10 protein-coding genes are annotated in these 11,851 nt (G+C 71.2%); all 10 read right to left on the reverse strand.

The window, feature by feature from the left end:
• Positions 1-6: 6 nt before the first annotated feature.
• Positions 7-237 carry a DUF6191 domain-containing protein gene (locus tag OHS59_RS14360; protein WP_443061631.1) on the reverse strand — a complete coding sequence of 77 codons (231 nt, stop codon included), beginning with the start codon at positions 235-237 and terminating at the stop codon, positions 7-9.
• A gap of 62 nt (positions 238-299) precedes the next feature.
• Complete coding sequence (locus OHS59_RS14365) at positions 300-3,395, reverse strand: helix-turn-helix transcriptional regulator (RefSeq protein WP_328499202.1); 3,096 nt, start codon at positions 3,393-3,395, stop codon at positions 300-302.
• Positions 3,396-3,613: 218 nt separating this feature from the next.
• Positions 3,614-3,808, reverse strand: coding sequence for a hypothetical protein (locus OHS59_RS14370; protein WP_328493790.1), 195 nt, complete (start codon positions 3,806-3,808; stop codon positions 3,614-3,616).
• A gap of 235 nt (positions 3,809-4,043) precedes the next feature.
• On the reverse strand, positions 4,044-4,682 hold the full coding sequence (locus tag OHS59_RS14375; RefSeq protein ID WP_328493791.1) for a hypothetical protein: 639 nt from the start codon (positions 4,680-4,682) through the stop codon (positions 4,044-4,046).
• 66 nt (positions 4,683-4,748) lie between these two features.
• A complete protein-coding gene (locus OHS59_RS14380) occupies positions 4,749-5,339 on the reverse strand; it encodes a GNAT family N-acetyltransferase (RefSeq protein WP_328493792.1) in 591 nt (196 codons plus the stop codon).
• Positions 5,317-7,686, reverse strand: coding sequence for an MMPL family transporter (locus OHS59_RS14385; RefSeq protein WP_328493793.1), 2,370 nt, complete (start codon positions 7,684-7,686; stop codon positions 5,317-5,319). The genes OHS59_RS14380 and OHS59_RS14385 overlap by 23 nt, the downstream gene beginning before the upstream one ends.
• A 408-nt stretch (positions 7,687-8,094) precedes the next feature.
• Positions 8,095-9,606: an Asp-tRNA(Asn)/Glu-tRNA(Gln) amidotransferase subunit GatB gene (gene gatB / locus OHS59_RS14390; RefSeq protein ID WP_328493794.1), complete on the reverse strand. Its 1,512-nt coding sequence runs from the start codon at positions 9,604-9,606 to the stop codon at positions 8,095-8,097.
• Positions 9,607-9,621: 15 nt separating this feature from the next.
• Positions 9,622-9,855, reverse strand: a complete 234-nt coding sequence (locus OHS59_RS14395; RefSeq protein WP_189776246.1) for a hypothetical protein — start codon at positions 9,853-9,855, stop codon at positions 9,622-9,624.
• Positions 9,856-9,860: 5 nt separating this feature from the next.
• Positions 9,861-11,390 (reverse strand): Asp-tRNA(Asn)/Glu-tRNA(Gln) amidotransferase subunit GatA, encoded by a 1,530-nt coding sequence (gene gatA / locus OHS59_RS14400; RefSeq protein ID WP_328493795.1) that lies wholly within the window; start codon positions 11,388-11,390, stop codon positions 9,861-9,863.
• 5 nt (positions 11,391-11,395) lie between these two features.
• Complete coding sequence (gene gatC, locus OHS59_RS14405) at positions 11,396-11,692, reverse strand: Asp-tRNA(Asn)/Glu-tRNA(Gln) amidotransferase subunit GatC (RefSeq protein ID WP_010984178.1); 297 nt, start codon at positions 11,690-11,692, stop codon at positions 11,396-11,398.
• Positions 11,693-11,851: the final 159 nt, after the last annotated feature.

Raw genomic sequence — 11,851 nt, forward strand, 5'->3', positions numbered from 1 at the left:
GGACGCCTAAGCGGGGGCTTCCGGGTCCTGCCGGTCGTCCTGGTCGGCCGGGGCGTCCTGGTCCCCCACGGGCTCCCCCGCGGGCTGCGCCGGGACGCGTACGACCACCTTGCCCGAGGTCAGATCTATGGGTCCCCGGCCGGGGTCACCGTCGTTCAGATCCACGCGGGTCAGTTCCAGCCGCTTGTTCTCCTCCTCGGTGTGCTTGCGTCCCGGTGCGAAGAGGTTCTCGATCATGTTGAACACGGCGCCTCCCTCGGCCCAGCGTCTCTTACAGCGTAGACCTCACCTCGTGGAACTCATCCGGCTCGTCCGGTCGAGCGGACGGCGGCAGCGGTTTCCGGTGGGAACAGCCGCATCCGGTGTGCCACGGCCGCGGCCTCGCCCCGGCCGGAGACGCCGAGCTTGGCCAGGATGTTCGAGACGTGGACGCTGGCCGTCTTCGGGGAGATGAAGAGCTCCTCGGCGATCTGGCGGTTGCTGCGGCCGACGGCCACCAGGCGCAGGACGTCCCGCTCGCGGCTGGTGAGGCCGAGCGCCTCGGCCGGGTCGGCGGGCGCGAGAGGGGTCCGGCCGGGCGCCAGGGCGAGCGTGAGACGGGCCCGCTGCGCGAGCCGGTCGACGGCGTCGGCGAGCGGCCGTGCGCCGAGGTGGTCGGCGACGGCCCGGGCCAGCCGCAGCAGCTCGGTGGCGCGGCACCGCTCCTCCTCCGTGCCGCCGGAACCCAGCAGGGCCTCCGCGAGCCGGTACCGGACGCGCGCCAGGTCGTACGGGCGCTCCAGCGGTTCGAAGGCCGCGACCGCCTCGGACCAGTCGTCCGGGGTGTCCCGGTCCTCGGCACGCCGCAGTTCGGCGCGCACCCAGCGTTCGTGCGCCTGCCACACGGGCACGTTCGTGGTGAAGGACTCCGTGGTCCTGCGCAGGCGCTCGACGAGTCCGGCGCGCCCCGGTTCGACGGTGGGCAGTCCGCGGGCGTCGGCCTCCGCGGTCGCCGCGGCGAGCAGCAGGGGCCAGCCGTAGCGCTGGGTGCCCGGCGGGAAGCCGAGTTCCAGCGCCTCTTCCAGTTCCGCGCGGGCGTCGAGGAGGCGGCCCTGTCCCGCGGCGATGCCGATGGCGAGGGTGGTCAGGGGCAGCGCGTTCTGGGGTACGGCGTCGTGGGTGCCGAAGTGGCCGCGCGCCTCGGCCAGTTGCTCGCGCGCGGCGGCCAGGTCGCCCCGGGCGAGATGGAGGCGGGCGTGGAGCATCGTGCGGAAGCCCCGGGGCTTGGCGCTCTGGCCGACGCGCTCCGAGTTGTATCCGGCCTCGGCGGCCTCGTCCCAGCGGCCCAGTGAGAAGAGGGACTCGCCGAGATTGCCCCAGACCCAGGCCTCGGTGTCCAGGAGGCCGTATCTGCGGGTGAGTTCGACGCCTTCCTGGAGGATGCGGACGGCTTCCAGGGAGCGGCCGACGCCCTCCAGGTGGGACGGGAGGTTCACATGGGCGCGGCCCATCACGTAGGCGGCGCCGAGTTCCGTGGCCCGGTCCTTGACCTCGTGCACCTCGGCGAGTCCGGCGCTGATGTCGCCCGACTCGACCAGGAGTCCGCCCAGGGTGAGACGCGCGTTCAGCTCGATGTCGCGGGCCCCGACCATGCGGGCGTACTGCACGGCTCGTTCGGCGGCCTGGAGCGCGTCCGGGCCGGGCCTGTGCACCATCAGCCAGTTGGCGACGTGGGCGAGGACGTCTGCGTGCACCTCGGACGGCGGCAGCCCCCGGACGAGGTCCTGCGCGGTGCCGAGTTCCTGCCAGCCGTCACCGAGGCCCTGCCCCTCGACGAGGCGGGAGCGCTGGATCCAGAACCAGGCGGCGCGCAGGGGGTCCGGCTCGTCCTCAAGGAGGTGCAGGGCCCGCTTGGTTATCTTCAGCGCGCGGCTGCGTTCCCCGCAGAACCGGCCCGCCGCGGCGGCCTCGGCCATCAGGTCGAGGTAGTGCAGCCGTGTGGTCGCCGGGTCGCAGCCGTCGGCGCCCCCTCCGCGCACTTCGGGCAGTGGGGGCGGATAGGCCTCGGTGTAGTCGCCGGTCCGCAGTTCGGCGCGTACGGCGTCGGGGGCCGTGTCCCACAGCTCCATCGCCCGCTCCAGGAGCCGTACCTGCTCCGAGTAGGCGTGCCGGCGGCGGGCCGCCACGGAGGCGTCGAGGACGGCGGGCAGGGCCTTCGCGGCGTCGTGCGCGTGGTACCAGTGGCTGGCCAGCCGGGCCGCGCGCTCACCGGCCGCCGGGACGAGCGAGGGATCGGCCTCCAGGACTTCCGCGTAGCGGCGGTTGAGGCGGGAGCGCTCGCCGGGCAGCAGGTCGTCGCCGACGGCCTCACGCACCAGGGAATGGCGGAAGCGGTAGCCGTCCCCGTCGGGCGTCGCGAGCAGGATGTTGGCGCCGACGGCGGCCCGCAGCGCCTCGATGAGGTCGTCCTCGGAGAGCCTGGCCACGGCGGCGAGCAGCCGGTACTCCACGGTCGAGCCGCCCTCGGCGACGATCCTGGTGACCCGCTGGGAGCTCTCGGGCAGGCTCTCGACGCGGACCAGGAGCAGATCGCGCAGCGAGTCGGTGAGGCCGGTGCGGCAGCCGTAGTGGGCGGCGACGGCCAGTTCCTCGACGAAGAACGCGTTCCCGTCGGAGCGGGCGAAGATGTCGTCCACCAGGGCCGGTTCGGGCTCGGAGCCGAGTATTCCGGCGATCTGGCGGCCGACCTCGGTGCGGGTGAAGCGGCCGAGTTCGATCCGGCGGACGGTGCGCAGCCGGTCGAGCTCGGCGAGCAGCGGACGCAGCGGGTGGCGGCGGTGGATGTCGTCGGCGCGGTAGGTGGCGACGACGAGGAGGTGACCGCTGCGCAGGGTCCGGAAGAGGTAGGCGAGGAGGTGGCGGGTGGAGGCGTCCGCCCAGTGCAGGTCCTCCAGGAGGACGACGACGGGGCGGTCGGCGGCGACGCGTTCCAGGAGGCGGACGGTGAGTTCGAAGAGGCGGGCCATGCCGTCCTCGCCGTGCCGGCCGCGGGCGCTCTCGCCCAGTTCGGGCAGCAGCCTGGCCAGTTCCTCCTCCTGTCCCGCTGAAGCGGCGGCCAGTGCGTCGGGCAGGTGGCGGCGCAGGGCCCGCAGCGCGGTGGAGAAGGGCGCGAAGGGCAGTCCGTCGGCGCCGATCTCGACGCAGCCGCCGACCGCCACGACGGCGCCCTCGCGGCAGGCGCCCGCCGCGAACTCCTCGATGAGGCGGGTCTTTCCGACGCCGGCCTCACCGCCGAGCAGCAACGCCTGCGGCTCGCCCGCGACCGCACGGGCGAGCGCGTCGTTCAGTACGCCCAGTTCGTCGGCCCGGCCGACGAAGACCGGACTGACGGATCTGGTCTCCACAGCGCCGAGCATCGCACAGGGGTCCGACACCGCGGCACTGGTTATCCGGGGCCCGTCCGCGGCCCGGGTTCCGCTTGCCCGGGGCCCGTTCACGGCCTCGGGCCCGGCCGCGGTGGCGGACGGGCCCGTGGTCGTCGGGGGCGGGTTCGTGACCGGGAGAGCGGTCACCGTGCCCTCGTTCGGTGCAGGGCGGCCGACCCCCGTGCGGCCGCCCTGCCGTGCCCCGGCGCTCATGCGGCGCGTGCGAACCGGGGCCTGCGGGAGGAGCGGTGGCCGTTCACCCGCCCCTCACTGTCGAGATCGGATCGCGCGGCCTCACGGCGTGCGGCACGACGGCTGCGGGCGGCCTCGCGGGCCAGGCGGTAGTTGTCGGCGGCGCGGATCATTTCCGCGGAACGGATCTGCTGGAGCTCGTACTCGAACATCTTGTACCCCTCGTGGAGAGTGACCGGTGAAGAGTGACCGGTGTGAGTCACCTTCGGCTTCGCTCGTTCGCGATGCCTCAACCTTCGTCTCCAAGGGGGGTGCGCCACATCGGGAGAGTTCCGCATCTTGCACGCACGAGGGGCCTTAGTCCCGCCGTAAGTGGCTCACGGCGGGACTAAGGCCCCTCAGGACGTGCGGTTCTGCGGATGTGCGGTGCTGCGGACGTGCGGTCGGTCAGCCCGTGGTGGTCGGCATGCCGAGGAGGACGTCGGAGTACTTCAGGGCGGCCAGCAGCAGGCCGATGACGCCGAGCGAGACACCGGCCCAGGCGACGGACTTGACCCACGGGGACTGCGCGGGGATCCGGTCCGGGTTGCCGAAGGCGGGCCGCACCAGCACGACGACGCCGACGATCAGCGCGGCCAGCGCGAAGAAGCCGGCGACCAGGGCGTTGGCGTTCCAGGAGTCGGCGTACACCTGCTTGATCTGGGTGGCGACGGGCGAGCCCTGTGCGGTCTCCAGCTGCCCGTACAGCGAGTCGCGCGCCTGCGCGATGGTGCCCATCCAGCTGCCGGTCAGCGAGACGATGCCCAGTCCGGCGGAAACGACCGCGGCGGCGCCCATCGCCACACCGGAACCGGCTCCCGCCTCGGCCGCGGCCCGCTCGTCCTCGGCCTCGGTCTCATCCTCGTCCAGGATCTCGGAGTCGGCCCGGCCGTCGGCCGCCTCGGCGTCCGTGACCTCCTCGACCTCTCCGATCGCGCTCTTCGTGTCGCTCTTCTCGTCGCTCTTGCCGAGCTTCACGGCCTCGTCGTCGCGCTGTGCCTCGGTGCCGGTCTCGATTCCGGCCTCGTTCTCTGTCTTGGTTCCCATGCTCCGCACCGTACGGACGCTGTCTGAGAATTTCTTTAAGATCCCGGGATCAGGATCCCGGGATCCTCACGCGTGGGTCGGCAGATCCCCTTGTCCGGCGGCAGCCGCGCGTGCGGCCCGCCACTCCCCCGCGAGGACCGACCACACCTCGGTGTCCTGCCGTACGCCCCGGTGGGGCCAGTTCTCCCGGAGGACGCCCTCGCGGCTCATGCCGAGCCGCCGTGCCACGTTCAGGCTGGGCTTGTTGGCGACGGCCGCGTACCACTCCACGCGGTGGATGCCGCGCTCGTCGACCGCCCAGTCGATGAGGACGCGTGCCGCGCGCGTGATCAGGCCGCGGCCCGCCGCCGCGGGCTCCAGCCAGCAGCCGACCTCGCAGGTGCCGTGCTCCGCGTCGAAGACCCGGAAGAGCACACCGCCGACTAGCAGTCCGTCCAGCCACACCCCGTGCAGGCTGCCCGTGTCGGCGGCCTTCTTGTCGGCGAACGACTGGAGCAGCTCGCGCGCGGAGTCGGCATCCGTGGCGCGCGACCCGAAGGAGATGTACTGCTGGACGAACTCTCGCCCACGGTCGAGATGGGCGAGGAACTCCTCCGCGTGCCACGGCTCCAGAGGCCGCAGTTCGGCACCGTCGTCACCCAGGGATATCGCGTACATCCTGCTGCCGCTCCTTCACGAGTACGTCCATGGACAGATCCATGGGCAGATCCATGGGCAGATCCGTGGACGGGTCCATGGGTACGTCCACCAGCGCGTCCATGAGCGCGTCGTCGCGCGCCCCCGGGATCGTCGCACGGTGGCCCGGGCCGGCGGTACGGATTTCCGGCGGCTCGATGCTGAGGTGCGGCAGGAGCCGGTCGAGCCAGCCGGGCAGCCACCAGTTGGCGCCGCCCAGCAGGTGCATGAGGGCGGGCACCAGGAGCGTACGCAGCACGAAGGCGTCGAGGGCGACGGCGGCGGCCAGCGCGATGCCGAACATCGCGATGACGCGGTCGCCGCTGAGCACGAAGGCCAGGAAGACCGAGATCATGATCACGGCGGCGGAGTTGATCACCCGGCCGGTCTCCGCGAGGCCCACACGGACGGCCCGGCGGTTGTCACCGGTCTCCAGCCACTCCTCGTACATCCTGCCGACCAGGAACACCTGGTAGTCCATGGAGAGCCCGAAGAGCACGGAGACCATGATCACGGGCAGGAAGGGCTCGATCGGCCCCGCCCGTCCGAGGCCCAGCAGTTCGCTGCCCCAGCCCCACTGGAAGATCGCGACGACGACTCCGAAGGCGGCCGACACGGCCGCGACGTTCATCGCGGCGGCCTTCAGCGGAATGCCGACGGAACGGAAGGCGAACAGCAGCAGGAGGCAGCCCAGGCCGATCACCACGCCCACGAAGAGGGGCAGTTTGCCGACGATGACGTCGGCGAAGTCGTCGTATCCGGCGGTGATCCCGCCGACCTTCAGGTCGAGCGTGGTGCCGGTCTCGGCCCGCGGCAGCACCTCGGTACGCAGCCGGTCGACGAGTTCGCTGGTCCGCTGGGACTGCGGCGAGGACTCAGGTACGACGACGAGGTAGGCGGTGTCCCCGTCGCTGTCGTACGTCACCGGGGTCGCGGTGCGGACGCCCTCGGTCGCCCGGAGCGTGGCGCCGAGGTTGTCGAGGGCGAGCCGGTCCTGGGCGCCGGAGACGGCTGTGACGAGGGTCAGCGGCCCGTTCAGACCCGGCCCGAACCCTCCCCCGCCGCTCCCGCTCCCGTTCTCCGGGCCGGAGGTGCCACCGGCGATCAGGTCGTACGCCTGCCGGGTGGTGGCCGACTCCGGGTTGTTGCCCTGGTCGGAGGTGCCCAGGTGCAGCGAGAACATCGGCACCGCGAGCAGCGCCATGACGGCGAGGGCTCCGCCGCCGAGGAGTTTGGGATGCCGTTCGACGAACGCGGACCAGCGGGCGGCGAGCCCGGTGGGGACCTCGGGTTCGGGCCCGTGCTCGTGCAGTCGGCGGCGTTCGCGGCGGCTCAGGGCGCGCATGCCGACGAAGGAGAGCAGCGCGGGCAGCAGGGTCACGGAGGCCGCGACCGTGAGGATGACGGTGAGGGAGGCGGCGATCGCCACGCCGTTCAGGAAGCCGAGTCGCAGTATCAGCATGCCCAGCAGGGCGATGCAGACGGTGGCGCCCGCGAAGACGACCGCGCGCCCGGTGGTGGTCACCGCGTTGCGCGCCGCCTCCGCGACCGGGAGACCGCGCTTGAGGCCACGGCGGTGCCTGGTGACTATGAACAGCGCGTAGTCGATGCCCACGCCCAGCCCGATCAGCATGCCGAGCATGGGCGCGAAGTCGGCGACGGTCATCACGTGCCCGAGCAGCACGATTCCCGCGTACGCGGTGCCGACGCTCACCAGGGCCGTGGCGATGGGCAGAGCCGAGGCGGCGAGGGAGCCGAAGGCGAGGAAGAGCACCACCGCGGCGACGGCCACTCCGACGATCTCGGCGAGGTGCCCGCCGGAGGACTCGGTGAGGGCGATGGCCTGGCCGCCCAGCTCGACCTGGAGCCCGTCGGTCTCGGCGGCCTTCGCGGCGGCGACGACCGCCGCGGCCTCGCTCCGGTCGATGTTCTCGGCCGGGTCGTGAAAGGTCACCGTGGCGTAGGCGGTACGCCCGTCCTCGCTGATCTGACCCGAGCCGCGGCCCTCGTAGGGGCCGGCGACCGCGGCCACCCCGGGCAGCGCGGCGATCCTGTCGAGGGTGCGGGTCATGGTCTGCTCGACGTCGGCGGCGCGGACCGTACCGGGGGTGGAGTGCCAGACAACGGTGTCACTGTCGCCGCCGAGGCCGGGGAAGTTGTCCTGGAGCAGTTCGGTGGCGCGGCCCGACTCGGTGCCCGGCACCTGGTAGTCGTTCGAGTACGCGGACCCGGCGACGAGGGCGGCGGCGGAGACCCCGCCGAAGGCGAGGAGCCAGAGCAGTAGGGCGACGAGGCGGTGCTGGACACACCAACGTGCTAAGGCTGCCACGGACGAGCTCCCTGGGTGCTTTGAGGATCTTTATCGGGAACTGCCCGCAAAGAACGCATGACCGATCTGTTGTCACTCTTCCAGCCGAAAGTGATCGTTGGTCTCGTTCATGGGCTTACTCACAGGAATGCGAGCCAGTTCACACGACAATCCAACAAACTCTGTCGCCCCTCACAGCCCCACAAGGACCGCGGGGAACGGCGCAGTCCTTCCCCCCCCAGGGGCGCGGGGAACGGCGCAATCTTTTGTCTTTGGCCCTTGCCTTTCAGGGGCGCGGGGAACTGCGCGACCAGCCACAACGCACCCGCACCCGCATCCGCGGAACAACCCCCGGCGGAACGCCAAAGGGGCGGCACACCCACCAGGTGCCCCGCCCCTCCGGACAAGCAAGCGACAAGAAACCGAGGGCTAGCCCTCGACCCCCAACTTCTCAAGGATGAGCTCCTTGACCCGCGCGGCGTCGGCCTGCCCACGCGTGGCCTTCATGACGGCGCCCACCAGCGCACCGACGGCCGCCACCTTGCCACCACGAATCTTGTCGGCGACACCGGGGTTCCCCGCGATGGCCTCGTCGACGGCAGCCGTCAACGCGCCCTCGTCCGAGACGACCTTCAGACCGCGCTTCTCGACGACCTCGTCGGGCGTGCCCTCACCCTTGACGACCCCGTCGATGACCTGACGGGCCAGCTTGTCGTTGAGGGACCCCTCACCGACCAGCGCGGCCACCCGGGCGACCTGCTCGGGCGTGATGGCCAGCTCGTCGAGGGAGACCCCCGACTCGTTGGCCGCGCGCGCCAGCTCACCCATCCACCACTTGCGGGCGGACGTCGAGTCGGCGCCCGCCGCGATCGTGGCCACGATGAGGTCGATCGCACCGGCGTTGAGCATCGACTGCATGTCGTGGGCGTTGACGCCCCACTCCTCGCGCAGCCGGTTGCGGAGGGCCAGCGGCTGCTCGGGCAGAGTCGCGCGCAGCTCCTCGACCCACTCGCGGGACGGGGCGACCGGGACGAGGTCGGGCTCCGGGAAGTACCGGTAGTCCTCGGCCTCCTCCTTCACACGCCCCGAGGTCGTCGACCCCGTGTCCTCGTGGAAGTGACGGGTCTCCTGGATGATCGTGCCGCCGTCGTTGAGGACGGCCGCGTGCCGCTGGATCTCGAACCGGGCCGCACGCTCGACGGAACGCAGCGAGTTCACGTTCTTCGTCTCGGAGCGCGTACCGAACTTCTCCCGGCCGTGCGGGCGCAGCGACAGGTTCACGTCGCAGCGCATCTGGCCCTGCTCCATACGGGCTTCCGAGACGCCGAGCGCCTTGATCAGCTCGCGCAGCTCGGCGACGTACGCCTTGGCGACCTCGGGGGCGCGCTCGCCCGCGCCCTCGATCGGCTTGGTGACGATCTCGATGAGCGGGATGCCGGCGCGGTTGTAGTCGAGCAGCGAGTGCGAGGCGCCGTGGATACGGCCCGTCGCGCCGCCGACGTGCAGCGACTTGCCGGTGTCCTCCTCCATGTGGGCGCGCTCGATCTCCACGCGGAAGACCTCGCCGTCCTCCAGCTGGACGTCGAGGTAGCCGTTGAAGGCGATCGGCTCGTCGTACTGGGAGGTCTGGAAGTTCTTCGGCATGTCCGGATAGAAGTAGTTCTTCCGGGCGAAGCGGCACCACTCGGCGATCTCGCAGTGCAGCGCGAGGCCGATCTTGATGGCGGACTCGACGCCGATCGCGTTGACGACCGGCAGCGCGCCGGGCATGCCCAGACAGGTCGGGCAGGCCTGCGAGTTGGGCTCGGCACCCAGCTCGGTGGAACAGCCGCAGAACATCTTGGTCTTGGTGCCGAGTTCGACATGGACCTCAAGGCCCATGACGGGGTCGTACGACGCCAGCGCGTCCTCGTACGACACCAGGTCAGTCGTGGCAGTCACGGTGAAACTTTCCCCTCAGCCCAGCAGAACGTCTTCGTCGCCCAGGCGCTTGAGCTCCCGGTAGAGGATGGCGAGGCCGGTGACGATGGCGGCGGCGGACACGGTCGCGTCGATCAGCCTCAGCGTGTCCCCGTCACTGCGGGCCAGCTTGATCTGCTTGGCGACGCTGATCGCGCCGAACGCGGTACTGCCGAGCGACACGTACAGCCCGGTCTTCGACTTCTTGAAGTTCTTTGCCTTCTTGGCCATGGCACTCACAGCGACGGAGCCTCCTCGATCAACGGGTGGCCCCAGCGTTCCACGAACGCGGCCTCAACAGCGGCACCTACCTTGTACAGGCGGTCGTCCTTGAGGGCCGGCGCGATGATCTGCAGGCCGACGGGCAGGTTGTCCTCGGGTGCGAGGCCGCAGGGCAGCGACATCGCGGCGTTGCCCGCGAGGTTGGTCGGGATGGTGCACAGGTCCGCGAGGTACATCGCCATCGGGTCGTCGGCGCGCTCGCCGATCGGGAAGGCGGTGGTCGGCGTGGTCGGCGAGACGATCACGTCGACCTGCTCGAACGCCTTCTCGAAGTCCCGCGTGATGAGCGTACGGACCTTCTGGGCACTGCCGTAGTACGCGTCGTAGTAGCCGGAGCTGAGCGCGTACGTGCCGAGCATGATGCGGCGCTTGACCTCGTCGCCGAAGCCCGCCTCACGGGTGAGGGCGGTGACCTCCTCGGCGGAGTGGGTGCCGTCGTCACCGACGCGCAGGCCGTAGCGCAGACCGTCGAACCGGGCGAGGTTGCTCGAACACTCGGACGGGGCGATGAGGTAGTACGCCGACAGGGCCAGGTCGAAGGACGGGCAGTCCAGCTCGACGATCTCGGCGCCCAGCTCCTTGAGGAGCGCGACCGACTCGTCGAAGCGCTGCACGACACCGGCCTGGTAGCCCTCGCCGCGGAACTGCTTGACGACGCCGACGCGCATGCCGTCCACGCTGCCGTTGCGGGCGGCCTCGACGACGGCCGGGACCGGCTCGTCGACGGAGGTCGAGTCCAGCGGGTCGTGTCCGGCGATGACCTCGTGGAGGAGGGCCGCGTCCAGGACCGTACGGGCGCAGGGCCCGCCCTGGTCGAGGGAGGACGAGAAGGCGACCATGCCGTACCGCGACACCCCGCCGTACGTCGGCTTCACGCCGACCGTGCCGGTGACGGCGGCGGGCTGGCGGATGGAACCGCCGGTGTCCGTGCCGATGGCGAGGGGCGCCTGGTAGGAGGCGAGGGCCGCGGACGAACCGCCGCCGGAGCCGCCGGGGATGCGCGACAGGTCCCAGGGGTTGCCGGTCGGCCCGTACGCGCTGTTCTCGGTGGAGGACCCCATGGCGAACTCGTCCATGTTGGTCTTGCCGAGAATGACGACGTCGGCCGCCTTGAGCCGCGCGGTGACCGTGGCGTCGTAGGGCGGGATCCAGCCTTCGAGCATCTTGGAGCCGACGGTGGTCGGAATCCCCTTGGTGGTGAAGATGTCCTTGAGGGCCAGGGGTACGCCGGCGAGCGGGCCGAGCTTCTCGCCCCGCGCGCGCTTCTCGTCGACCGCGCGGGCCTGGGCGAGCGCCCCTTCCCGGTCGACGTGCAGGAAGGCGTGGACCTTCTCGTCGACGGCCTCGATGCGCGCGAGGTGCGCCTCGGTGACCTCGACGGCGGTGAGCTCACCCGCCGCGATCTTGGAAGCGATCTCCGCGGCGGTGAGCCTGATGATGTCGACGTTGCCGGTGTTGACGTTGCTGATCGTGCTGTCCGTCATGGTGATTAGTCCTCCCCCAGGATCTGCGGCACCTTGAAACGCTGCTGCTCCTGGGCCGGGGCGCCGGAGAGCGCCTGCTCGGGGGTGAGCGACGGACGGACCTCGTCCGCGCGCATGACGTTCGTCAGCGGCAGCGGGTGGGAGGTCGGCGGTACGTCTTGGTCGGCGACCTCGCTGACGCGGGCGACCGCGCCGATGATGTCGTCGAGCTGACCGGCGAAGTGGTCGAGCTCTTCGGCCTTCAGCTCCAGACGCGCCAGTCGGGCGAGGTGGGCGACCTCCTCGCGCGTGATGCCAGGCATGCAGCGATCCTCAGGGGTGAGTGCGTGTGGTGTGGCCCAATCCTATGGGGCGCGGCGAGATCCCCGTACATCGGTTTCCCCACCCCCGCCCGCCACGGCTCCGACACGTCCCGCCCCACACTCACGCGACGGCGCGAGCCGCACACCGGACGGGCAGGC

The organism is Streptomyces sp. NBC_00414 (genome assembly GCF_036038375.1).
Classification (GTDB): Bacteria; Actinomycetota; Actinomycetes; order Streptomycetales; family Streptomycetaceae; genus Streptomyces.